19 protein-coding genes and 3 tRNA genes are annotated in these 23878 nt (G+C 44.8%); 11 read left to right on the top strand and 11 right to left on the bottom strand.

Translation table 11 applies throughout. The annotated features are described in order from the left end of the window. Positions 1–532: 532 nt before the first annotated feature. The 5 genes from IP510_RS04460 to IP510_RS04440 all read right to left on the bottom strand — a co-directional run bounded on the left by IP510_RS04460 (position 533) and on the right by IP510_RS04440 (position 4202). Positions 533–608: transfer RNA gene (locus IP510_RS04460), tRNA-His, on the bottom strand. 41 nt (positions 609–649) lie between these two features. After that, positions 650–726: transfer RNA gene (locus IP510_RS04455), tRNA-Arg, on the bottom strand. Between the two features lie 107 nt (positions 727–833). After that, positions 834–910 (bottom strand) — tRNA-Pro (locus IP510_RS04450). A 231-nt stretch (positions 911–1141) separates the two neighbouring features. After that, positions 1142–2620: an McrC family protein gene (locus IP510_RS04445; protein ID WP_194363570.1), complete on the bottom strand. Its 1479-nt coding sequence runs from the start codon at positions 2618–2620 to the stop codon at positions 1142–1144. Between the two features lie 79 nt (positions 2621–2699). After that, positions 2700–4202: an McrB family protein gene (locus IP510_RS04440; RefSeq protein WP_194363569.1), complete on the bottom strand. Its 1503-nt coding sequence runs from the start codon at positions 4200–4202 to the stop codon at positions 2700–2702. Positions 4203–4464: 262 nt separating this feature from the next. Between IP510_RS04440 and IP510_RS04435 the strand changes: the two genes are divergently transcribed. Both IP510_RS04435 and IP510_RS04430 read left to right on the top strand, forming a co-directional pair. Beyond that, positions 4465–5247 carry a DUF4442 domain-containing protein gene (locus IP510_RS04435; RefSeq protein WP_194363568.1) on the top strand — a complete coding sequence of 261 codons (783 nt, stop codon included), beginning with the start codon at positions 4465–4467 and terminating at the stop codon, positions 5245–5247. Between the two features lie 142 nt (positions 5248–5389). Then, positions 5390–5854, top strand: coding sequence for a RidA family protein (locus IP510_RS04430; RefSeq protein WP_194363567.1), 465 nt, complete (start codon positions 5390–5392; stop codon positions 5852–5854). A 33-nt stretch (positions 5855–5887) separates the two neighbouring features. On the opposite strand, the gene gspE is transcribed toward IP510_RS04430, so the two are convergent. Next, the gene (gspE, locus tag IP510_RS04425) at positions 5888–7435 is read right to left on the bottom strand and encodes a type II secretion system ATPase GspE (protein ID WP_413786457.1); all 1548 of its coding nucleotides are present in this window, start codon (positions 7433–7435) and stop codon (positions 5888–5890) included. A gap of 420 nt (positions 7436–7855) precedes the next feature. Between gspE and IP510_RS04420 the strand changes: the two genes are divergently transcribed. Both IP510_RS04420 and IP510_RS04415 read left to right on the top strand, forming a co-directional pair. Further along, positions 7856–8677 carry a thiazole synthase gene (locus tag IP510_RS04420; RefSeq protein WP_194363565.1) on the top strand — a complete coding sequence of 274 codons (822 nt, stop codon included), beginning with the start codon at positions 7856–7858 and terminating at the stop codon, positions 8675–8677. 139 nt (positions 8678–8816) lie between these two features. Continuing rightward, positions 8817–10244 carry a WS/DGAT/MGAT family O-acyltransferase gene (locus IP510_RS04415; RefSeq protein WP_194363564.1) on the top strand — a complete coding sequence of 476 codons (1428 nt, stop codon included), beginning with the start codon at positions 8817–8819 and terminating at the stop codon, positions 10242–10244. 70 nt (positions 10245–10314) lie between these two features. Here IP510_RS04415 and IP510_RS04410 read toward each other — a convergent pair whose 3' ends face one another. Together IP510_RS04410 and dxs are read right to left on the bottom strand one after the other, a co-directional pair. Next, positions 10315–11142: an inositol monophosphatase family protein gene (locus IP510_RS04410; RefSeq protein WP_194363563.1), complete on the bottom strand. Its 828-nt coding sequence runs from the start codon at positions 11140–11142 to the stop codon at positions 10315–10317. A 363-nt stretch (positions 11143–11505) separates the two neighbouring features. Continuing rightward, positions 11506–13575 (bottom strand): 1-deoxy-D-xylulose-5-phosphate synthase, encoded by a 2070-nt coding sequence (gene dxs, locus IP510_RS04405; protein ID WP_194363562.1) that lies wholly within the window; start codon positions 13573–13575, stop codon positions 11506–11508. A 728-nt stretch (positions 13576–14303) separates the two neighbouring features. Between dxs and ribA the strand changes: the two genes are divergently transcribed. The 3 genes from ribA (at position 14304) to IP510_RS04390 (ending at position 16883) form a co-directional block, all read left to right on the top strand. Further along, complete coding sequence (ribA, locus tag IP510_RS04400) at positions 14304–15035, top strand: GTP cyclohydrolase II (RefSeq protein WP_194363561.1); 732 nt, start codon at positions 14304–14306, stop codon at positions 15033–15035. Positions 15036–15042: 7 nt separating this feature from the next. Further along, positions 15043–16035, top strand: a complete 993-nt coding sequence (hemF, locus tag IP510_RS04395) for an oxygen-dependent coproporphyrinogen oxidase (RefSeq protein ID WP_413786449.1) — start codon at positions 15043–15045, stop codon at positions 16033–16035. A 365-nt stretch (positions 16036–16400) separates the two neighbouring features. Beyond that, positions 16401–16883 carry a c-type cytochrome gene (locus IP510_RS04390; protein WP_194363560.1) on the top strand — a complete coding sequence of 161 codons (483 nt, stop codon included), beginning with the start codon at positions 16401–16403 and terminating at the stop codon, positions 16881–16883. A gap of 124 nt (positions 16884–17007) precedes the next feature. Here IP510_RS04390 and IP510_RS04385 read toward each other — a convergent pair whose 3' ends face one another. From IP510_RS04385 to IP510_RS04375, 3 genes are all read right to left on the bottom strand, one after another. Further along, positions 17008–17964 carry a mechanosensitive ion channel family protein gene (locus tag IP510_RS04385; protein WP_194363559.1) on the bottom strand — a complete coding sequence of 319 codons (957 nt, stop codon included), beginning with the start codon at positions 17962–17964 and terminating at the stop codon, positions 17008–17010. 94 nt (positions 17965–18058) lie between these two features. Further along, complete coding sequence (gene gloA, locus IP510_RS04380; RefSeq protein WP_194363558.1) at positions 18059–18628, bottom strand: lactoylglutathione lyase; 570 nt, start codon at positions 18626–18628, stop codon at positions 18059–18061. A gap of 221 nt (positions 18629–18849) precedes the next feature. Continuing rightward, a complete protein-coding gene (locus IP510_RS04375) occupies positions 18850–19488 on the bottom strand; it encodes a carbonic anhydrase (protein ID WP_194363557.1) in 639 nt (212 codons plus the stop codon). Between the two features lie 401 nt (positions 19489–19889). Here IP510_RS04375 and potA point away from each other — a divergent pair, with 401 nt between their 5' ends. The 4 genes from potA to IP510_RS04355 all read left to right on the top strand — a co-directional run bounded on the left by potA (position 19890) and on the right by IP510_RS04355 (position 23810). Continuing rightward, positions 19890–21131, top strand: a complete 1242-nt coding sequence (gene potA / locus IP510_RS04370) for a spermidine/putrescine ABC transporter ATP-binding protein PotA (RefSeq protein ID WP_194363556.1) — start codon at positions 19890–19892, stop codon at positions 21129–21131. After that, on the top strand, positions 21131–22009 hold the full coding sequence (gene potB, locus IP510_RS04365; RefSeq protein WP_194363555.1) for a spermidine/putrescine ABC transporter permease PotB: 879 nt from the start codon (positions 21131–21133) through the stop codon (positions 22007–22009). The genes potA and potB overlap by 1 nt, the downstream gene beginning before the upstream one ends. Continuing rightward, complete coding sequence (gene potC, locus IP510_RS04360) at positions 22009–22815, top strand: spermidine/putrescine ABC transporter permease PotC (RefSeq protein ID WP_194363554.1); 807 nt, start codon at positions 22009–22011, stop codon at positions 22813–22815. Before potB ends, potC begins: the two co-directional genes overlap by 1 nt. 104 nt (positions 22816–22919) lie before the next feature. Beyond that, entirely contained in the window at positions 22920–23810 is an 891-nt protein-coding gene (locus tag IP510_RS04355) for a LysR family transcriptional regulator (protein WP_194363553.1), read from the top strand. Positions 23811–23878: the final 68 nt, after the last annotated feature.

Below are 23878 nucleotides of genomic sequence, written 5' to 3'. Positions count from 1 at the left end.
AATGATTTAAATACCAATGGCTGTCATTCAAATCGACAGTATCACGCACTATTTATCATGCAGGGTGGTATATCACTCTTTGATCAATAGTATGCATGCATTAATTTTCTAAAGCGTATTCTGACTTTAAACTTGCCAATCAAATGAGACCCATCAGGTTGTTTAGTATTACTTAAAAACCTTCGATTATAAGTATCTCACTTAGGTAACTATTATCTAAGTCAGGAACACGTCTTCTTATAATGCCGAATTTAAAACCTATTGTCTATTTACTTATAAGAAATCCTAAACAATAGTATGCTTAATAATTTTATTGAAGTAATTCTGAAGGATTTAGGATAGAAGTAATGAGGCACACAGAGTCAATTGACCCTCAGATAATCAAGGTCTGTTAAAGTCATTTGGTAAAGCGTCATAACACAGAAGAATACAAAACAAGCAGGCACAAAAAAACGCCAACGTTGGCGAATACAGTTACTTAAATAGGTTGGGTAGTACAGGATAATAAGGAGAGATACTGCAGAATAAAATATGGGGCGACTGATGGGACTCGAACCCACGACAACCGAGATCACAACCCGGGGCTCTACCAACTGAGCTACAACCGCCATAACTATTGCCAATAAAAAGGCAAGATCTTCAGGCTAAATGGTGCGCCTGGCAGGATTCGAACCTGCGGCCACCTCCTTAGAAGGGAGATGCTCTATCCAGCTGAGCTACAGGCGCTCTTAGAGGACTTTTATATATCAAATCCAGTTTATAATATAATGTTCACTATATCAAAAACTAAACCATTATACATAAAAAAAAGCCTGTAAGGCTCTTAAAATAGATGGTCGGAGTGATAGGATTCGAACCTACGACCCTCTGGTCCCAAACCAGATGCGCTACCAAACTGCGCCACACTCCGAAATTCTCTATTATCTCGATAATTTGTTGATTAACTCGTCGTTGGCAATGCCTCTAACTTGTTAATGTTCCTCGCTATCGAGGTGCATATATTAAGGGAAAACGGCGATGGTGTCAACACCTATTTTCAATTAATTTAAAATAATTGCGATTTTTTTTAAATTAACGTTCGTTTTGCAAAAATAGCGGCATCGAAACCCTTTATCAGTAACAGCTACTGCCACTACCGATATCATTGTGATTTGCTTAACTGTGATATCCATTCACCGTTGATCGTACCTGTCAGCACATTAAACGGCATCAACCATAAATGTGCAGGGCTTGAATCATCTCTATTAGTTTCGCTATCAGCGTCATTATCATCATCATGATGAATTTGCTGCTTCAGTGCAACGGGTTGTCGCTCAACTCCTAGCACTGGATAGACGAGCCATACCTGCCCTGCTCGATACGCTTGTGCATAGCTGGTCAACTGATACGCGTCGTTTGCACTGATAGACCCAGCACTCGGTAAATGCTTCCATTTCATATCAATGACATGACTGTAGCGCCTGACTCTTTTCGCTCTTATGTTTGCTTCAGTATTTACACCAGCGTTTGTTTCGACAGGCTCTCTATTATTGCTTTGATTGTGAGCACTATCATCATAGTCAACATTATATATTAGCAAATCTGGCCGTATAGATAAGCATGCTTGTCCTGTATCATCGTTTAGCCACACGCTTTTGGTTTGATAAAGAGGGCGATAAGTATCACTGACCTGCTGAAACATCGTGGTGATACACAAGCTTGCCCATTGCTCAAACGCTTGATTCATATCAATCAATAAACACAAGCGCGGCTTAGATAGGCTTTGCTGAACAGGGTCAATCCCATTGCCTGTCGCCGTATTTGATTGCTGCAATAACCAATATGCCAAATTCAATAACTCTTGAGCGGCTTGTAGTTGTTTTCGTTGCAACGGCTGAATGCTCAATTGTCGCTTTGCTTGATGGTATGTCGAGTTTAGTTGCAGCATCTCACATTGATTCAGCGTAGGTAGTCGTTGCCACAGTTGCAAATATGTTGAAAACATAGGTGGAGGCAATAAAGGTGTTAGGTGTATCAACGCACTTTTGATTAATCGATTGGCCAATATATCTGGACTCAGCACACTGCTCTCGCAGACAAACTTGTGCGGCTGCATAGCGTTGTGGCGCAGCTGCTCTTTGATGAGTAAACGGCCTTGTAATGAGGAGTGATTATTGGTCTGTGTCTGATACTGTTTGGTTGGCTGATAGCCTGCCACTCGCTGCAAAAACTGTGCGACTAACCAATCTGACAATGGTAGTGCTTCTATCGGCAGTGGCACGGTTTGATGACTGAATTGATTGAGGTTTTTTGTGCTTGGTAGTCTACCGTTTTTATGGGTATCAAGGCGGGTCAAGTCAGATAGCATGCTCTGTACCCAGTGACGAGTCTGTACGATATCGTCATTTTGAGTAGACTGGTTCAGCTTGGGCAATATCTCAAGTGTTATGCCACTGGGCAATAAAATAATCCCAATATAGTGTCCGACTTTGAGTTGCCACTGTCCTTGTCGACGCTTGATCGTAAATACATCAAACTCTTTTGCCATTAGCCAATGAAAATCTGACACCTGCAAAAAATCATAGACCGTGAGACGCTGATGCTCAAACACAGTGATAACACGCTGACTAGATGGATGCATAAACCGACTATCTACACGGGTGTGTGAATAGTTAATGTCGTACTGTTGTCGTTGATTGCTTATCACCTCAGTCACCCTGCTAATACAAACGCTGATAGACAGCGGCAGTACTAAACGCGCCTGTCTTATCTACTAGGTCTGCATTCACGTTATAGCCAGCCATATTGGCCGATTGACCCATCAAAAAGCCCGGCTCTGCAAACATTTGATGATGCGCATTCGGATTATGATGGTTGCTAGTTGGGCCATGTGTGTCTTGATTGGTCATCATTTGACTGTCCTGAATAAACTGCAAGCTTGTCGGCTGCGACTCATCTCTAAATATATACTGCAGGACGCTCACTTGATTACCCGCGGCTTGCGCCAACTGTGGAATGATTTGCTCGATCAGACTTGTTTGCAATTGCTCTAGATTATCCACTGACAGCAAAAAGGCGTGACCCAATTGCGCCTCTGACCCTAGCGTCTGTACGATACGCGTGTTCAATCCTATTAGCAGTTTGCCCAAGTCTACTGTGTCACTGTCATTAGTACTAAAATCATCAGTGCCGACATTATTAGTGCCTAGCTGTTTTGGTAAGCCCATAGCGCTGCCAATAACGGGTAATAGTTCAGGCTGCGGTGGACAATCAATGAATCGAAAACGTCGACGTAGCGCCATATCTAATGGTGCTAGAGAGTGGTCTTGAGTGTTCATCGTCGCATAGATATCGACATTGTCAGGGACACTAAAAGCGCGTCCAGAATAGGCCAGATGGATCGTCATCGCGTTTGGCATGCCCGCGCGCTTATCTGACTCAATCAAACTGAGTAATTCACCAAATACTCGTGACACATTGGCGCGGTTGATCTCATCAATCAGCATGGCATAGCGATGCTGAGGGTCGCGTGCGGCGCGCTGACATAGCTTCAAAAATGCGCCATCTTGCACAGCGTAACTCATTTGAGCGTGGTTAGAATGACTATGGTTGGTCTGAGTAGTGCCGCTCATCACAGGGCGAATGCCTTCGACAAATTCCTCATAACCATAGGCCTGATGGAAGCTCACCATGCTAAAACGCTGCTGTGCAATATTCTGATTTTGATCAGTTTTGCACTCATGCTGCGCCTGCTGAAACTCTGCCAACTGCTGTGACAATCCTGACAGCAGTTCCATACTCTCAGGTAACAAGTACCACCCGCCGCTATTGTCTTTATCAAAATAAGCTTGGCTGGCTCTGTTTTTATAACTGACGGTACCTGAGTTGGCTGGACTGTGCATTTGCAGTACCGACCAAGCTGTATTGCTTAAATTTTTCTCTCGGGCATTCTGTGTCGCTTTGGCCGTAAAGAAGTTATGATTGACCAATTCAGGGACTTTGACCAAGTCTTTCTTATTTCGTTTAAAGTCTAAGAATATTAGACAGACCACCTCTCGCCAGCTTAAGTCCTGCAGCAGCTGTCCAAGCAGATCTTCTTCATTGGCAGTAGGAAGGAATTCGGTATATTGCTTAGCGATTTGTAGCAATCGATAGGTTTTACCCGTACCCGCGACGCCGGTATAAATCATATTAACAGGCTTGTGGGTCGTCGTATCAGGCATAGCGTCATCCAGCATTAAGATTCATAAGATAGGTCGTGCTAAGGCGTGTCATCATACTATGATAACGCGGCTGTTTTGTAATCGCAGCAGTTCATGCTAATAATAGTCGCAGAATCATGGTTGATGTACCATAGTGATGATAGTAGTCATCATGGCTTTGGTCATCACTACTCTCAGGCTCAACTTATATAGCGGTTATAGCAACCACTATAAAAATCATGCTAAAAATGCCATTCAACACATTTATGTTAAGGAATTTTGTATGTCAGGACTATTAAAAAAACTGCCCGCCAAGCTGACCAAAAAACGATCAGCCAAAGCATCTGACAGTACAAGAGCACCTACCGACAAACCCAGTAGTACTCTAAAACCAATCAGCAATCAATTTACCAAACTGCTATCAGTGACCAAATACTTACCTGCCGGTGCGCGCTCCAGTATTTTGTCCAAAGCCTTTGGCAAAGTCGTACCTTATGTAGGCACCACAGGTATCTACTATGAAACGGTCGAACCCAATCAAGTGGTCGTCAGTTTAAACAATAATAAAGCTGTCCAAAACCACATTGGCTCTATCCATGCTGTCGCCATCACCTTGCTAGCAGAAACGGCAACAGGCTTTATTTTAGGTCTAAACTTGCCCTCTGATCGTATTCTGCTGATCAAGTCTTACTCCGTTAATTTTTATCGTCCAATCAAAAAAGGCCAGATTGCCGCCGTATCTAGCCTATCTGATGAGCAGCGCCTGCATATCTTAAACACCCCAAAAGGTGAGATGGTTATCCCGTGTATCATTGAAGATCGTGAGTCGGACAGTGACCGCGACCCCATCGTGGTCGAGATGACATGGGCTTGGATTCCAAAGTCTGAGCTAGAAGCCCGTCGCCAAGGCAAAGCCAACGACAAACCAGTAGATAGTAACCTTGTAGATGACCGTACTGGTGCAGAGGAAACTGGCGCAAACGATGCCAATTCAGATAACGATACCCATGCAGATACTAATGCAGATGATACGAATATAGACAATGCTAAGAGCACAGCCGAATAAATCGCTGCATCTCTTAGCTCCTCAATCTGAGCATAAAAGCACGAAGCGCAAATTATTGATTGGATTTAAATAGGACACGCTATTTCTTTTTTATAGCGTGTGCCGTATATTTGCGTTCAATAAAATCAATGAGGAAATAGTGATGTCCAAACTTAGCAGCTACGTATTTATGGCATCACTGGCTGCCCTAGGCTCGTTGGGTTTTGCGATAAATGCTGGTGCTAGTGTAGCCACCACCACAAACTCTGGCCCTGTGTTTTTAGGTGATGGCGTCGCTTATCCGTTTTCAGAGGCGGTACAAGTCGGCAATACGCTATATATGTCAGGGCAAATTGGTTTTAACAACGGTAAACTGGTCAAAGGCGGTATCAAAGCTGAGACCAAGCAAGCGCTAGACAATATCCATACGACCTTACTAAAATACGGCTATCAAAAATCTGATATCGTTAAATGTCTGGCGATGCTCACAGACATGGATGACTTTGATGATTTTAACAAAATCTATAAAGCAGAGCTGACTGAACCTTATCCCGCACGCTCCGCCTTTGGTGTATCAGAACTGGCAGCAGGGGCGAGCGTTGAGATTGAGTGCATCGCAGCAAAATAATAGCGTTATAGAATGCAATATCCACTCAAGCGCTTAGATTAGTATTGCATCACCCGTGAGTGCGCTTTCTTTGGTGACTCGCAGCACCTCTTCTAACGTGGTTCGTCCTTCTATCACTTTACGTAGGCCATCTGCACGAATTGACGGTGTCTGCTGACGTGCATACTCTTCTAGCTCGTACTCAGCGGTATTACTGTGAATCATACGGCGCAAGGTGTCATCGACTGGCACAACTTCATATATTGCCGTACGCCCTTTAAACCCTGACTGATTGCACTTATCGCAGCCGATAGGTTTAGGCAGACGAATCGCGTCATTTATTATATTTTCAGCACTTCCCGAGACTGGCTCGATACCGATTTCGGTAAATAGCTTGGCTTGCTCGCTGTCCGCATCCTGCCAACCATGACAATGTGAGCATAACGTACGCACCAAGCGCTGTGCCACTACGCCGATGAGCGAGGATGATAATAAAAAGGGCTCAACACCCATGTCCTGTAAGCGAGTGACCGCACCAATCGCTGTATTGGTATGAAGTGTTGATAACACCAAATGCCCTGTCAAAGAGGCCTGTACTGCAATCTCTGCTGTTTCTAAATCACGAATTTCACCAACCATCACCACGTCTGGATCTTGACGCAACATCGCGCGCAGACTCTTGGCAAAGGTCATATCGACTTTATTATTGACCTGCGTTTGTCCGATACCATCGAGCTGAAACTCAATCGGATCTTCAGCAGTCAAGATATTACGGGTTTGATCGTTCAGATCAGTCAGCGCTGAGTATAGTGTGGTGGTTTTACCCGAGCCAGTCGGCCCTGTCACCAAGATAATGCCATGCGGACGATGAATCAGACGTTTTAGCTCAGTATAGTCATTATCAGACAGCCCCAAATACGTCATATTGAGGCGACCTGCCTGCTTGTCTAACAGACGCATCACCACACGCTCACCAAAGCTCGATGGTAAGGTCGATACACGTACATCCACTTCACGGCCTGCCAGTCTGAGACTGATACGACCATCTTGTGGCACCCGTTTTTCGGCGATGTCTAATTTCGCCATTACTTTAATACGTGACACCAATAATGGTGCCAATTGGCGTTTGGGTGTGATAATTTCTTTTAGCTCTCCATCGACACGAAAACGCACAACCAAGCGTTTTTCAAAGGTCTCAATATGGATATCTGAGGCACTCAAACGAATGGCTTCAGACAGTAATGCATTGATCAGACGAATAATGGGCGCATCGTCTTGCTGATCCATTAAGTCTTCAGTTTCAGGGACGCTATCGGCGAGACTGTCAAGATCAGGATGATCCTCTAGCCCAGCTGCGATGTGCTGCGACTCGCCTGTGTTGCCCGCATAAGCAGCATTCATGCGTTTTTCAAAATCGTCTGAGCTGACACTGTCATAAGTGGGTATGCTACGAATGCCTTGCTGCTGCAAAAACCTCACCGCTTCATTAATCGCTGGCAGTGGCGTGGCTTTGGTCAGCACCAATGTCGGCGGCAACTCAGGATCAATCGCAAGTATGACCAAAATCTGATGGCGTTTTGCAAAACTGTACGGCAACTGCATCATAAGAGCGACCTGATAAATAAAGAGAGTGACAGAAAAGGGAATAATAGCAAAACGTGCTGCATGCCCTAAGCTAATTGCCTAACTGGCTAAGCCAAAAAAGAGTACAAGTAAGCGGGCATGAGTTTGTTATAATAGCATTTTGTTTTAAACACGTATTATTTTATGCAGTTGGCGGCTCATGCCTATTGCTACTCGCTGAGTTTTATTGCATAAATAGTCAGTCTATAATCAAGTCATTATGAAGAATGACAACACTGACGCTTTTTTAAATGGAACCAGCTATATCAGACTATTTTCGATTTTTTTGTTTGGTTGACAATACGTTGTTATTACCCGCGTCGCTCATTTTTATACCGCTCAAACGACACATTATATTTTGTTTGTTCCCTCGCTCATTTGCTATTAGGATTTTCAGTTATGTCAGATAACGCTAGCACTACCAACCCATCACTACTTTTGCAAGATACTTTTACTGTCGGTAGCCGTACGTTTTCCTCTCGCCTATTGGTCGGCACTGGTAAATACAAAGACATGACTGAAACTGGCACGGCCATTGCCGCATCAGCCGCAGAAATTGTCACTGTCGCTATTCGCCGAGTCAATATCGGTCAAAACCGTGATGAGCCTAATTTGCTTGATGTCATCTCTCCTGATAAATACACAATATTGCCTAACACCGCTGGCTGCTTCGATGCCGAATCTGCCATTCGTACTTGTAAGCTGGCTCGTGAGCTATTGGGTGGCCATAACTTGGTTAAGCTTGAAGTGCTGGGTGACGAAAAAACCCTTTATCCTAATGTGATTGAGACCTTAAAAGCAGCTAAAGTACTGATTGACGATGGTTTTGAAGTCATGGTCTATAGCTCAGATGATCCTATCGTCGCACAAGAATTAGAGAGCATGGGCTGCGTTGCCATCATGCCACTTGGTAGCTTAATCGGCTCTGGACTGGGCGTGCTCAATCGCCATACGCTAAGCCTTATCATCGAAAATGCCAACGTACCAGTGTTGGTCGATGCAGGCGTCGGTACCGCTTCTGATGCGGCGATTGCGATGGAGCTTGGCTGTGATGGTGTACTGATGAACTCAGCGATTGCCAACGCACAAAATCCAGTGATGATGGCTCATGCGATGAAGCACGCTGTTTGGGCAGGTCGCGAGGCGTTTTTGGCAGGTCGTATGCCGATGCGTAAGATGGCCACTGCCAGTTCACCGCAAACAGGATACTTTTTTCAGTAACCTGCTAAACTGATAACGTCCGACAATGCGCCACTTATAAAATAATAAAATAAAGCATTGCTCAGGGCGTGTTTGATACTCAGGCATGACCCTGACTATCGCTTTTGACTCATTACTTATCGTCATAAAAGGATTTATTATGCGACTTCTCACCGCAGTCGACCAGTTATTTTTACTTCTTGAGTCGCGTAAGCAGCCGATGCATGTGGGCGGAATGTTCTTATTTGAATTGCCAGAGAACGCCGATAGTGACTTTGTCTATCAATTGGTAAAGCAGATGCAAGACTCCGATGTCCCGCCAAGCTTTCCTTTTAATCAGGTCTTGGAACATCTAGTGTTTTGGAAAAAAGATAAAGACTTCGATGTTGAGCATCATTTTCATCATGTCGCATTGCCAAGCCCTGGACGTATTCGCGAGCTCCTCATGTACGTGTCAAGAGAGCATGGTCGTCTACTAGATCGCGCCATGCCATTATGGGAATGTCATGTGATTGAAGGTATTCAACCAGAAGTTGAAGGCGGTCCTGAGCGGTTTGCATGGTATTTCAAAATCCATCATTCTTTGGTGGATGGCATCGCCGCCATGCGCTTGGTACAAAAGTCACTGTCACAGTCAGAGACCGAACCCGTCACGCTACCTGTTTGGTCGCTCATGGCACGCCATCGCAATCCAGTTGACGCTATATTGCCTGCCGAAAAATCCATCAGACGTCTGTTAAAAGAGCAGTTTTCGACCATCAAACCTGTGGTGACAGAATTGCTGGACAATATAAAAAACCATGGCGATGAGGGTTATGTCGGCACCTTTGATGCACCGATGAGTATTTTGAACAAACGTATCTCAGCATCACGGCGGATAGCGGCGCAATCTTATGACATACAGCGATTCAATGATATCGCCGATAGGCTCAAAATCAGCAAAAATGATGTGGTATTGGCGGTTTGTGCAGGTGCTATTCGTCGTTATTTAATATCAATGGATGCCTTGCCTAGCAAGCCTTTGATTGCGTTTGTACCGATGTCGCTACGTACAGATGAGAGCATATCAGGCAATCAGCTGTCGTTTGTACTGGCGAACTTGGGCACGCATTTGGACAATCCATTACGCAGAATAGAGTTGATTCATCGCAGTATGAATAATGGCAAGCGTCGTTTTCGCCGTATGAATCAAGCTCAAGTCATCAATTACAGCGTCATCGCCTATGCATGGCAAGGCATCAACTTGGCAACTGGATTGTTTCCAAAAAAACAAGCCTTTAACCTGATTATCTCTCACGTGCCAGGGTCTGAAAAACCACTATACTGGAATGGCGCGCGTTTGCAGTCGTTATATCCTGCGTCAATCGTATTTAATGGGCAGGCCATGAACATCACTTTAGCCAGTTACTTGGACAAGATTGAGTTTGGTATTACCGCTTGTGGCAAAGCCTTGCCACGTGTGCAAGACATGCTGATGCTCATAGAAGAAGAGCTGCAGCTGTTAGAGACTGTCAGTAAAGAGTTGGCATTTAAAGGCATTACCGTTCAAGATAAAGCCGTTAAGAAAACAAAAAAGCTGGCTCCATAACGGAACCAGCTTTTTGATATTGATGAGTCTCAATAATAATAGCGAACGTCAATCAATTACAGCGTATTAATTAGAGCGCATCGCCCCACGCTGGGACAACCATTTGCATCAATGGCTTCAACAATTTTATATTACAAGCAAAGATAGAGCCTGACGTTGCTGAGTTGTGCGCGCCAGTATGATCAACCACCACACCACGTGCTTCGGTCACGATAAGCTCACCCGCTGCGATGTCCCAAGGCTTGATAGACATCTCAAAATAACCGTCAAAACGACCAGCAGCTACGTAGCATAAATCAAGTGCTGCTGAACCCATACGACGGACTTGACCACCGGCTTCAGAAACCTTTTGTAAGCTCTCAAAATGCTCCTTGGCATAAGAGATAACTTCGCCATTACGCTTGCGCTCAAGTGGATGACCGGTCGTAAAGAACCCACCATCAATCGTTTTACGTTCGCTCACTTGCATACGGCGATTGTTCAGACGTGCACCTTTACCGCGGCTCGCTGAGAACATCTCGTCACGAACAGGATCATAGACCACGCCATGTTGAGTAACGCCTTTATGCTGTACAGCGATAGACACACAGAACTGCGGTACACCGTGAACAAAGTTTTTAGTACCATCTAGTGGGTCGATAATCCAGCACCAGTCAGCGTCTTCGCCGCGACCTTCTTGCATACCAAACTCTTCACCCAAAAACGAATGATTCGGATAGCTGGCTTTTAGCGTCTCAATCGTCAGCTCTTCACTGAAACGATCGATACGAGTGACTAGGCCATCAAGTCCTTTCGACTCGATATCTAGCTCAATTTTGTGACGGTTTTGATGCGCATATAAAATCTCTTTACCAACTTTTTCAGCAGTACGCGCTGCGATGACGACCATGGGTTCCATAAATAACCTATTTGCTTGATGAATGAATGTAACATTTACTTGATAAATGAATACCAAAAATAAGACTAACTCTGTGCTCACAACATGCCAATCAGCCGCCGCATCACACCACATCTATGCGATTTAAAAAACGTGTCATTTATAAATAAAAACTTATAAATGACAACCGCATTATACTAAAATTGTTCGATAAAAACGAAAAAACCGTCACGCTGACCCAACCAATATATTGGTGATCGAAAACACTGCGCAAGTTGTAAAAAAGTAAGCACCTACGGCTAGCAGGTGTTTGCTCTACATAGAGAGCTAATATCTATTATAAATAAGCGGTTCAGAGTAATAGTAAAATCTGAGAAGCATCAACTATGACAAGAGTAACTTAATTTGTCTGACCACACCATCGACATCTAAGCCACAATCCGCTAGTTGCTCAGATTGTGAACCATGCGCGATAAAACGATCTGTAATGCCAATATTGCGAATCATCGGACGATGCTGCTGATAAGTCTTAGACTCGTTGAGCAAGTATTCATTTACTGCACTACCCGCGCCGCCCATAATCATGTGCTCTTCTAGAGTCACGACATGCGTCACGCCTTGTGCTAACAGACTGTCAAGCATTGTAGTATCTAGCGGCTTCACCCAGCGCATATTGACCACATGCATCTGACAATCCAGCGTTTTCTCTTGAGTGATATGCTCTGCAGCACACTGCGCGGTGGCAACCATCGTACCAAATGCTAGTATGGCTATCTTGTTAGGTGCATCTACGTTACCCAATACCGACTCTATGACGGCTTCGCCAACTTGATAATTTTGAGCGGGCTGTTCTATAACTGCCCCCGTACCAAGGCCACGCGGATAACGAACTGCCGTACATCCTTGATATTCATAACAGGTATTGAGCAAGTGGTAGCATTCGTTTTCGTCTTTGGGCGCGGCAATCACTATATTCGGCACGCAACGTAAAAAGCCAAAATCAAATACGCCCGCATGCGTGGCACCGTCTTCACCGACGAGGCCTGCTCGGTCAATGGCAAACGTGACATCGAGATTCTGCAAAGCCACATCGTGAATCAGCTGATCATAACCACGCTGCAAAAACGTCGAGTAAATCGCCACAATCGGCTTGACGCCCTGAGTTGCCATACCAGCCGCTAGTGTGACAGCGTGTTGCTCAGCAATGGCTACGTCAAAAAAGCGTTCTGGAAAATGACGAGCAAACTCAATCATGCCCGAGCCTTCTTCCATGGCAGGAGTAATGGCAAGCAACTGATCGTCTTCGGCCGCTTTATCACACAAAAACTGTCCAAACACTTGCGAGTATTTCAACGCAGTCTTTTTGACTGGGTCTTTGATAACGGGCTTCGGCTCTGTTTTCTCAGTACTCTGAGAGTCGCTATGACTGTCAGCAGGTAGTTTGCTGATTGCATGATAGCCGACTGGGTCTAATTCTGCTGGCGCGAAACCTTTACCTTTGGTCGTATAGATATGTACTAGTACTGGGCCTTTTACCTGCTTTGCCAGTGATAACACACGCAACAGCTCAGGAATATTGTGCCCATCAAACGGACCAAAGTAGGTAAAACCTATCGCCTTAAATAAATTGTCTTCTAGCTGCGGGACGTCACGCATCTCTTTGTGGCGTTTGCGTCGATCAAACGCTTGCATGTCAGGGCGTTGGCACAGAATAGGCTGGCCTGACTCAGAGATATCCACCTGATAGCCCAATTCCCACAGCATCGCTAAATGACGCGAAAAGCCGCCGATAGAGCATGATATTGACATATCATTGTCGTTTAGGATGACCAACAGATCCGCATCTTGCTGTACTGCGTCATTCATGGCCTCAAATGCCATACCGCCTGTCATTGCGCCATCGCCAATGATACAAGCAACGGTCTGCTCGCGGCGCTGATAGCGCAGGGCTAAACTCATACCCAGACCGGCTGAGATTGAGGTTGATGAATGTCCAACCCCAAAGGTATCGTAGACGGACTCGGCGCGCTCTGGGAATGCCGTCAAACCATCTTTAGACCGGATAGTGCTCAACTGATCACGGCGACCTGTCAATACTTTATGGGCATAGGCTTGATGACCAACATCCCAAACGATTTGGTCGTTTGGCGTGTCTAACAAATAGTGCAGTACTATGGTTAATTCAACCACACCCAAGTTGGCACCGAAATGCCCACCGCTCTGACCGGCTGAATACAACAAAAAAAGACGCAGCTCATCAGCCAATGTAATCAGCTGATCTTTGCTCAATGTGCTCAGATTAGAGGGCGTATCGATTGCATCCAGCAATGGCGTATCAGGACGCACGCGTGGAATCTCAGTGTAGGTCTGCTGTAAGCTCGATAGCTGGGCAGCAGAATCAAGCACTGATGCAGATAGAGACTGAGACTGTAAAGAATGAGGTGACTGCTGCATAAAACGTACGATACCTACCAATCTGCTGACAAGACATATCCTCAGCATATAGCGGTCACTATAGCCAAGGGGTGTCAATAATATCTACATCGTTATTGATGTAATCGACCATATAATTATTCATGCAACTTTTGCGGTATATAACTATGTAATGTTGCTACATACCATAGCAGCGACACTGTCTGGATAACCGACGCGCCAATACTACGCTGAAACGCTAAGGGATAACATTATGCCTTATTATTTTGCATCAATATCAGATGTTAATGACGACATAGTAGTGCAAGGATAAAGACTTGTCACTGTATCCATCAAAATAGTATGGCATAATAGCATTTTTTTTTAATTGTCGCTTTAATCATCGTGCATCGTCTGTGAACTTTGTGTGTTTTTATAACAAATGCGATAAATACGCGGTACTGGTAAACAGGTTATACTGCTGCCGTTATGTTTTTGGCAATAGGCTGTGATGACACAGTGCCTCGATGGTCTATCGTCATTTATAATCTGATGCTAAATATAAGATCAGCGGCCGAAAAAACAAAAAATAGATCGTCACACGTATAAACCTAGTGACAATGAACCTAGTGAAAAGTCTCTAATGACCATTAGTAAAATTAAGCCCTTTTGAAATCATTAAATGTAGGTGCGTGTTGTCTGATAACACGCTCTCAATTCGTTATAACAAACCCTCTACCGCCACAACTGTAGGCTTCTGTAGGACAGTAATGTCATATCAATTTATCACCAGTGCCAAATTACCCACTCGTCACGGCGAGTTCGATATTCATGTGTTTGAAAACGACGAAGGCCAAGAGCATGTCATGCTGACTGTGGGTCTCTCTGCGGTCAAGCAGCATAGTACAGCTGAAGCTGAGTCAGACTTAACTAACCCAGCAGTGATCCCGTCAAGTGATACCTTATCTCAGCGTCCAATGCCATTGATTCGCATTCATTCTGAGTGCCTAACAGGTGACTCGTTCAGCTCATTGAAATGTGACTGTGGACCGCAGCTAAATGCCGCAATGCAAGCCATACAAGAATCAGGCTGCGGCGCTATCTTATACCTGCGTCAAGAAGGTCGCGGTATCGGACTGACCAATAAGATTCGCGCTTATGCCCTCCAGGATCAGGGGCATGATACGTTAGATGCCAATCTTATGCTGGGCTTGCCCGCCGATGCCCGTATCTATGACATGTGTGGCCCGATGCTTGCCCATATTGGTGTCGATGCTGTCAGACTCATTACTAATAATCCAAACAAAGTCGCTTATTTGACTGAGCATGGTATTGACGTTGTCGAACGTGTGCCACTATTGGTAGGCGTCAATGATATGAATGCTGAATATCTAGCGACCAAACGTGACCGCATGGGGCACTTGTTTGATAAAAATATCGCGCTTGATACAGAACTCCATCTCGATACAGACCTTAATACCGCCATACACCTGAATAAATAGATATCTTATGAGTATTTCAAATACAGATAACCAGACAAACCCGTTAGATTCAACGACCATACCAGCCCATAGCGACATCATGCGTGTACGTGAGTTTTTAGTTGATTTGCAAGCACGTATCTGTGAGGCTTTAGAAGCACAAGAGCGTGATGGCGGCGGCACTTCGACCTTCGTTCCTGATGATTGGGAGCGTCCTGAAGGCGGCGGTGGTCGCTCATGTGTATTGGCAGGTGGCAAGGTCATCGAAAAAGCGGGCGTGATGTTCAGCCATATCGAAGTACATAATCTACCTGCCTCTGCTACTGCACGCCACCCTAATATCGCTGGGCGCAAAGCTCAGGCAATGGGTGTGTCTCTGGTTGTCCACCCCAAAAACCCCAACGTTCCGACCAGCCATGCCAATGTGCGTTTGTTTGTCGCAGAAGCAGAAGGCGAAGCACCTATTTGGTGGTTTGGTGGTGGGTTTGATTTGACACCTTTTTATCCCGTATTAGAGGATTGCGTACACTGGCATCAGGTTTGTCATGACCTATGTGCGCCATTTGGTGACAATATCTACGCTGACTTTAAACAGTGGTGTGATGAGTACTTTCATCTACGTCACCGTGATGAGCAGCGCGGTATTGGCGGCTTGTTCTATGATGATGTCAGTACCGAGAGTCGCGGCTGGGAATTTGAGACCTGCTTTAACTTTATGAAAGCTGTCGGTAACGGCTATCTTGACGGTATATTACCGATTTTTGAGCAGCGTAAAAACACGCCTTATACCGAAGCGCAGCGTGATTTTCAGCTCTATCGTCGTGGGCGCTATGTTGAGTACAACCTCGTTTACGATCGCGGGACTTTATTTGGTCTTCAAAGCAATGGACGTATCGAATCTATCCTAGTCAGTATGCCGCCGCTTGCCAGTTGGCATTATCGTTTAGAGCCGACCGAAGGCACACCTGAATTTGAATTGACCGATTTTTATCTAAAACCACGTGACTGGTTGACTCTATAGCTTATCTGCATATAATAAAATTGGGTGGTTCATTCTAGACAATAATCTAGAAAATTTAGACAAGGTCAGCTGCTATCGCTGGCCTTATTCATATAAGACTGTTGAAAGGACGATCGGTTGAATTGAGCCCACGTCTAAGTTCAACATTGTGTTTTGGATTGTCATTTGACAATATTACGATGATATAACAACTATCTTAACTATAACTACGTAAATAGTGGTTACAATAGAAATTATATTTTTGAAAAGTTATTTAGAAGCGAACGCGTTTCTAAATAGTATGAATAAATTGCTCTATTTATATCTTGTTCAAAGCCAGCGTTTGCATGCGCATACTATTAGCAAATTTTAAAGGAATAATCTATATGACAAAGGCTCATTCTAACAAATTTTTAAAATCCTTCTTCAGTGTCACCTTGATGGCAGCAGCGCTAGGTCTAACGGCTTGTAGTACTGCCAATGATGCTGACTCAAACCCTGACGTACAAGCCCGTCAAGACAGTATGAAAAACTGGGGTGATTCAATGGGCGTGATGGGCGATATGGCAAAAGCGCCTGATACGTTTGATGCAGCTGTGTTCAAAGAGCAAGCAGCATTTATGGCAGAAGATGCCTCTACACCATGGAGTCATTTCGAAGACCCAGAAGCGGTAGGCAATGCTACTGAAGCAGTTTGGTCTAATGCTGATGGTTTCAGTGCAGAAGCCGAAAACTTCCAAAAAGTCACTGCTGAGCTGAATGCTGCTGCGCAAACCGCCACTAGCATGGACGATGTTAAACCTGCCTTTGGACAAGTTGGTGCAAGCTGTAAATCATGCCATACCGACTTTAGAGCAAAAGATGAATAAAAATTTGTGCTTATAGTAAGTCGACAAGTAAAAAAAACCGCCAAATCAAATGAGATGGCGGTTTTTTATTGCGTAAAAAATATCACGTTAAAGGCAGTCCTTTTAAAGTAAGGCCCTAAGCGAATTACTCTGTCGCAGCTTTATTAACATCAATCACTTGTTGCTCATTTATCTTATTGACGATGGATTTTACCGAAGGGTCACTCAAATCTATCGTGCGTATCGGGAATGGAATATTGATCTCTGCTGCATCAAGCGCATTTTTAATCTCTACAATAACTTGATGAATTGAGGCGACCTTATTGGCCTGCGTACCATCTTCAATAAACCAGCGCACCATCAGATCCATAGACGAGCCGCCAAACCCAGTGGCAATCACGCTTGGTGTCGCTTTTTTTGATACGCTATCGACTTTGTCTAGCGCTCGTAGTATCTCAGCTTTTGCCGCTTCGATGTCATCTTCATAACCGATACCGACCGCAACTTGCAAACGGCGCTGCTTATAAGCAGTATTGACCGTCAGTGCTGAGGTGTACAAATCAGAGTTGGGAATTACCACTTGCCGACCGTCATAAGTCCTGATGGTGGTCGCGCGAATTTTAATGTCTTCGACTGTGCCTTCATATTCACCAGATACGATCTGATCACCGATACGAAACGGCTCTGAGATCAGTAGTAAAATACCGGACAGCAAATTTTGAAAGATATCTTTAAACGCAAAACCAATCGCGACCGAACCTATCCCGAGTGCACCAATAAGTTTAGCAGGTGTGAACCCTGGAACAGCAACAACCATCGCTATCATAAAACCAATAAACAGAATGAGTGCCCCACCTATCCGCTGAAACACCTTGACCAAGTTTTGATGACGTACGCGCGATCCTAAGATTTTATGCACCGCTTTTTTGAAAAAAATGGACAATAACCAAAAAATACCCAAAACAATGAGCGCCGCCACAAAATATGGAATGCGCTCAATAAAGCCATTTGCCAAATCTTGGGTGGTATAGACCACTTGCTGATAGATGGTCATACCATCAGCTACTGTGTTCGATAGGCGGCTCACATCAGGGGTGGGCATAAAGGGATTGCTCCTATTGCTATGTTGGCGCATCATTATAAATAAAGGGTTTAGTTCCAAAGCGACTCGCTGCGGCTCACTGAGAATATACCAACTAAGACATCAAGTTTGCTTGGACGATTTCGATCCAGTAGCCATCTGCATCCTTGATAAAGGCAATGTGTTTCATACTGCCCTCTTCTGGACGTTTTTTAAATTCGACGTCGTTTTTATCAAACCAAGCAACGGCTTCTTCTAAATTCGGTACGCTAAAGCAAATATGACCAAAACCTTGTGGCTCTTGATTGCCATCATGATAGCTAAAATCATCCTTGATTTCGGTACCATAATTATGGGTCAGCTCTAAGATACCGCGTTGTCGGAAGGCAAAGATTTCCAAGTCGTCGCCTGTAGGCAGGTTGTCGCGCTCGCTCTCAGTCAGCTGTGCCAAAAAGTACAGATCAAACCCCATGTCAGGGAATTTTTTGACCGCCAGTAACGTCATACCCAAGACACCAGTATAAAATGCCAATGATTTGACTGGGTCTTTGACACGGAGCATAGTGTGGTTAAAAGTAAAACCTGTCGTCTGAGCGGCAATGGGCTGCACACCATCGGTATGCACACTGCTGATAGGCTGAGCTATCACTGCGTCATTTTTATTATCGGTAGATACGTTAGACATAATTATCCTAATAGGGTTCATAAGATAGGTTGATAAGCGCGCAAACCACCTTGTCGTGATTTGCGCCGTTTACTTATCATAATAAAAAATGGCGAGGTAATTGATAGGGTTTTGTAAGAAGCTGAATAGGAGTTGTTAAGCTATCGATAACCATAAAGTCTGTCAATAATTTAACAAATGGCTCAACGCTGCCTTAAATATGGCTTAATTGAGGACATATCCTAGCTGTCTAAGAAACGCACTTTTCCAGTTTCTAAATCATACTCTGCACCCACTACCAGCAGCTGGCCGCTATTGGTTAAGTCCTCTAATGCCCGAGAGCCATGCTTTAGCTGACTGACTGACATGCGCACGTTTGCACGGATAGAGCGGTCAACCAATTCATCTGCATCGACGTCTTGACCATTGGCAGTTGCCAGTTCGTGCAAGTTATAAACGCTTGGACGAATACGATCTACGATGGACTGCAAGTTAGGTGAATAGTTTTGTTCAGGATTGATCAGTGTCTCAACGCAGGCCGTGACAGCGCCGCATTTTGAATGTCCAAGTACCACTACCAATTGCGTGCCAAAGGCTTCGGCTGCAAACTCAATTGAACCAATCTGCGATGGTGCAACCACGTTACCCGCAACTCGTATAACGAACAAATCTCCCAAACCTTGATCAAAAACAATCTCAACTGGTACTCGTGCATCTGAGCAACCCAAAATAATAGCCAATGGATTTTGATCCTTGACCAACTCTGGACGGCGCTGCATATACTCATCGGTACTGGTGAGGCTATCAACGTAGCGTGCATTACCTGCTTTTAAAAGCTCAAGCGCTTCTTGACCTGTGGTTGGACGTGTATCGGTAGACATGAGAGATCCTTTATCATCAATAATATGAGAGTTATAAATGGCATTACATTAGGTATGCAAACATAGATTGGCTAGTGGCTACCAACCTATCGGGCTCGTGATATTTGTCAGCCATATCGTGATTGTATAGGAATAAAGGCCAAAAATCGGTAAAAAAATTTGTCTAAATGTCGTGAGGTAAATATAGTCGATACCAAAAATACAGCCGTACCCATCATGACCATGACCGTATGGCTCGCATAACTTATAACTAACTTGCACTGATTTATATCAAGGGTTTGTTATAATACGCAACAATCAGGCAGCAATCAGATCCTGCTTACGCTCATGCCAATCTCTTTGATGACAGTGATTTACCTAGATAACTGTATTGATATATTGGACGCTTAGGAACAGATATTATGGCCAATCCCTCTCCAAATACACACAACACCTCTGCGTCACCTCATGATGATCAGGTGCTACTGAAACTGACTGGTCTCAAAAAAACCTATGATCAAACCGAGGTCTTAAAAGACATCAACCTTGATATCAAACACGGTGAGTTTTTGACACTGCTTGGGCCATCGGGCTGCGGTAAGACAACCTTGCTACGCTTGATTGCAGGCTTTGAGCAGCCAAACGCTGGGGCGATATATTTGGATGGCGTACAGATGGCAGGCTTGCCCGCTGATAAACGTCCGGTGAATACCATATTTCAGCAATATGCGTTGTTTCCTCATATGAGCGTCGCCCAAAACGTCGCATATGGCCTAAAGCTAAAAAAAGTCCCGAAAGATGAAATCCAAAGACGCGTCAGCGAAATGCTAGCGATGGTACAGCTAGAGCATTTGGCCAACCGTAAACCGCAAGATTTATCTGGTGGTCAGCAGCAGCGTGTCGCGATTGCACGCGCGGTGATTAACCGTCCTAAACTTCTTTTGCTTGATGAGCCATTATCCGCACTCGATCATAAACTGCGCCTGCAAATGCAATCTGAGCTAAAGCGTCTGCAACGTGAGCTTGGCATTACCTTTGTCTTTGTCACTCATGACCAAGAAGAAGCGCTGTCGATGTCAGACCGTATTGCCGTAATGAAAGACGGTACGTTTCAGCAAATTGGCACGCCTATCGAGATTTATGAAACCCCTGCCAATTTATTTACTGCCAAATTCATCGGCGAGACCAATTTATTTAGAGCTGAGGTCAAAGGTGTCCATCCAGATCACCCCGATCGTGATGGCAAAGTGACTAATGGACGCATCGAGGTCGAAGTTTGTGAAGCGCAAGCACAAGACGGTCCAACCACATTGCGTAATTTACGTCGTCCTAATTTTGCCAATGATGTGCAGGTAGGTGATATCGTTAATTTACTACTTCGCCCCGAAGACCTACGAATATATGATCCGAAAGACAATGAGCATAGCGGACTGTTAGGCCGTGTCATCGAGAGTAACTATAAAGGCAGCACCTTAGACTCGATTATCGAATTGGCAAATGGTCATATCATCAAAGCCTCTGAGTTTTTTGATGAGGATGACCCGAGCTTCGACTATAAACTAAATGAAGGCGTCAAAGTCTCATGGGTAGATGGCTGGGAATGGGTATTACCAGAAGACTCTGAAACTGTGCCAGACATAACTGCACAAAAGGATGGTAGCTGATGGCCCGCAACCACTTAGGCAGTAAAAGCCCATTTCGTACCGCCACGCTTTGGCTAATCTGGGGTTGGCTACTGATATTTGCGCTGTTGCCAAATATCTTGGTCATTGCTGTTAGTTTCTTGACCCGCGATAGTAGCGCCTTTATTAGCTTACCTGTTGGCATCGACAGCTATGTGCGGATGATTGACCCGTTGTATTTTGAGGTATTTGTCCACTCATTATGGATGGCAGGTATCACTACGGTTATCTGTTTACTGCTTGGCTATCCTTTTGCATGGCTGATTTCCAAAGCAAAAGTGCGCTGGCAGCCACTGCTCATGATGTTACTGATACTGCCGTTTTGGACCAACTCTCTGGTGCGGACTTATGCATTAAAACTACTATTTGCCAATAACGGTTTGATTAATAAATTGCTATTAGCAATCGGCGTCATCGATACCCCTATCGATATTTTATATACGCAAGGTGCAGTGATTGCAGGTTTAACCTACTTGTTATTTCCGTTTATGGTACTGCCGCTATATGCGGTATTTACTGACTTACGCAATGATATGCTATTGGCTTCGCAAGATTTGGGCGCATCTAAAACGCAGACCTTTTGGCATGTGGTATTGCCGTTAACGACACCGGGGATTATTTCTGGTGTACTGCTCGTGTTATTGCCTGCGATGGGCATGTTTTATGTGGCGGATATCTTGGGTGGTTCGCGTAATTTACTGGTTGGTAATATTATCAAAAACCAATTTTTGGATGCGCGTGACTGGCCCTTTGGTGCTGCGGCCAGCGTTTTATTGACACTGGCGATGGCGGTATTATTACTTGCCTACCGTGCCAGTAGCCGCCGCATTGGCAAGACTGACTTTAATGAGGTGGCCTAATGTCTTATAGCTCACCGAACAAAAAAACTCGTCCGATCAAGATTGGTAGTATCGCCGCCAAAGGTTATCTCGGACTGATTTATACCTTGTTATACCTGCCCATCATCGTCTTGGTGGTGATGTCGTTTAACAAATCAAAAATCGGCTATAACTGGGGCGGGTTTAGCTTAAAGTGGTACGAGTCACTGTTTAACAACCAAGCGATGCTCGATGCATTTTGGCACTCGATTGTCTTAGGATTGGTGGCAGCCACTGTCTCAACGTTGATAGGGACACTCACCGCACTAGCGCTACACCGTTATAATTTTCGTGGTAAAGGCTTACTAAACGGGCTACTGTTTGTACTTATGATGTCGCCTGAGATTGTACTCGCTATCTCATTGCTAGCACTGTTCTTACTGATTGGTTTGCAATTGGGCTTTGTCTCGCTACTATTAGCACACATTACTTTTTGCCTACCCTTCGTCGTCATTACCGTTTTTGCACGATTGAGCAGTTTAGATGAGCGCTTGATGGAAGCGGCACGCGACTTGGGTGCCAATGAATCAACTATGGTGCGCACCGTATTGATTCCGGTTATCTTACCAGCAGTCATGGCAGGCTGGTTGCTGGCTTTTACCCTATCGCTAGATGATGTGGTGGTCTCGACGTTTGTCACTGGGCCTAGCTATGAGATTTTGCCGCTGCGGATTTACTCGATGGTTCGGGTAGGACTCAAGCCAGAAGTCAATGCGATTGGTACATTATTGCTGGTTGCCTCGCTGATATTGGTGGTTATCTCACAGCTATTATTACGCAAGCGCTAGATATTGATTGCTTATTAACTACTCATTAATAACGGACTATGAGTGAAAGTCAGCGCTATATTGACTATAATGAATTTTTCTCACCTTAGCGGTTAGGTTATATTATGCTTGAGCTACGTCATCTTAATACATTGACCGCGCTACGGGCGCATGGTTCACTTGCAGCAGCGGCAGATGAGCTACATGTCACAGCTTCTGCTGTCTCTCATCAGCTAAAGGAGCTTGAGAACTATTACGATATCAGCTTGGTCAATCGCCGGACGCGCCCGCTCAGCTTCACACCAGCGGGTAAAGCAGTACTGGCGTTAGCAGACAGTATCTTGCCGCAAGTGACCCGCACCAAAGCCAACCTAAAGCGCTTGGCACACGGTCAAGCAGGCAGGTTACGCCTCGCATCAGAGTGCCATAGCTGCTTTGATTGGCTGATGCCGATACTGAATCACTATCGCCGTGAATGGTCGGATGTTGAGCTGGATTTTGCCACAGGGTTTGAGCCTGAGCCGCATCATCTACTCATGGAAGGCGATATTGACCTGCTCATTACGACCAGCGATTTGCCGCTCGACGGTATCAGTTATCAGCCGCTGTTTGAGTATGAGAGTCGCTTGGTGCTGTCACCCACGCATGATTTAGCCACTCAAAAGTTTATTGACCCTGATGATTTGATTAATGAGACATTAATTGCCTATCCAGTAGAGGCCAAACGTCTCGATATCATTGCTAATTTTATGACGCCAGCACAAGTAAGCTTTGAGAGTGTTCGTACGACAGAGCTGACCGCGATGCTGATTCAGTTGGTTGCTAGTGAACGCGGCGTAGCGGCATTGCCTGATTGGGTGGTAGCTGAATATGAGAAAAAAGGTTGGGTCGTCTCGCGACCACTAGGTGATGGCGTACATTGTCAGCTATATGCCGCGACGCGTACCTCAAGTAAAGATACGGCGTATATGCAGGGATTTGCGAGCTTATTGGAAGGGATAGTGAAGCCGTTGTAGTTTCATTACTAATCACTTTTTTATAGTGATGAAATATTATTCACCTTTTCATATCGTAATGAATGTTA

It is taken from the genome of Psychrobacter sp. NG254 (assembly GCF_015277735.1).
Lineage (GTDB): Bacteria > Pseudomonadota > Gammaproteobacteria > Pseudomonadales > Moraxellaceae > Psychrobacter.
This window is presented reverse-complemented; position numbering and strand designations above follow the sequence as displayed.

What these genes read in the sequence shown, in the direction of transcription:
- IP510_RS04445 (WP_194363570.1), bottom strand. Translation starts at nt 2,620, where the DNA reads ATGCATCCATCTAGTCAGCGTGTTATCACTGTGTTTGAGCATCAGCGT.
- IP510_RS04440 (WP_194363569.1), bottom strand. Translation starts at nt 4,202, where the DNA reads ATGCCTGATACGACGACCCACAAGCCTGTTAATATGATTTATACCGGC.
- IP510_RS04435 (WP_194363568.1), top strand. Translation starts at nt 4,465, where the DNA reads ATGTCAGGACTATTAAAAAAACTGCCCGCCAAGCTGACCAAAAAACGA.
- IP510_RS04430 (WP_194363567.1), top strand. Translation starts at nt 5,390, where the DNA reads ATGTCCAAACTTAGCAGCTACGTATTTATGGCATCACTGGCTGCCCTA.
- gspE (WP_413786457.1), bottom strand. Translation starts at nt 7,435, where the DNA reads ATGCAGTTGCCGTACAGTTTTGCAAAACGCCATCAGATTTTGGTCATA.
- IP510_RS04420 (WP_194363565.1), top strand. Translation starts at nt 7,856, where the DNA reads ATGTCAGATAACGCTAGCACTACCAACCCATCACTACTTTTGCAAGAT.
- IP510_RS04415 (WP_194363564.1), top strand. Translation starts at nt 8,817, where the DNA reads ATGCGACTTCTCACCGCAGTCGACCAGTTATTTTTACTTCTTGAGTCG.
- IP510_RS04410 (WP_194363563.1), bottom strand. Translation starts at nt 11,142, where the DNA reads ATGGAACCCATGGTCGTCATCGCAGCGCGTACTGCTGAAAAAGTTGGT.
- dxs (WP_194363562.1), bottom strand. Translation starts at nt 13,575, where the DNA reads ATGCAGCAGTCACCTCATTCTTTACAGTCTCAGTCTCTATCTGCATCA.
- ribA (WP_194363561.1), top strand. Translation starts at nt 14,304, where the DNA reads ATGTCATATCAATTTATCACCAGTGCCAAATTACCCACTCGTCACGGC.
- hemF (WP_413786449.1), top strand. Translation starts at nt 15,043, where the DNA reads ATGAGTATTTCAAATACAGATAACCAGACAAACCCGTTAGATTCAACG.
- IP510_RS04390 (WP_194363560.1), top strand. Translation starts at nt 16,401, where the DNA reads ATGACAAAGGCTCATTCTAACAAATTTTTAAAATCCTTCTTCAGTGTC.
- IP510_RS04385 (WP_194363559.1), bottom strand. Translation starts at nt 17,964, where the DNA reads ATGCCCACCCCTGATGTGAGCCGCCTATCGAACACAGTAGCTGATGGT.
- gloA (WP_194363558.1), bottom strand. Translation starts at nt 18,628, where the DNA reads ATGTCTAACGTATCTACCGATAATAAAAATGACGCAGTGATAGCTCAG.
- IP510_RS04375 (WP_194363557.1), bottom strand. Translation starts at nt 19,488, where the DNA reads ATGTCTACCGATACACGTCCAACCACAGGTCAAGAAGCGCTTGAGCTT.
- potA (WP_194363556.1), top strand. Translation starts at nt 19,890, where the DNA reads ATGGCCAATCCCTCTCCAAATACACACAACACCTCTGCGTCACCTCAT.
- potB (WP_194363555.1), top strand. Translation starts at nt 21,131, where the DNA reads ATGGCCCGCAACCACTTAGGCAGTAAAAGCCCATTTCGTACCGCCACG.
- potC (WP_194363554.1), top strand. Translation starts at nt 22,009, where the DNA reads ATGTCTTATAGCTCACCGAACAAAAAAACTCGTCCGATCAAGATTGGT.
- IP510_RS04355 (WP_194363553.1), top strand. Translation starts at nt 22,920, where the DNA reads ATGCTTGAGCTACGTCATCTTAATACATTGACCGCGCTACGGGCGCAT.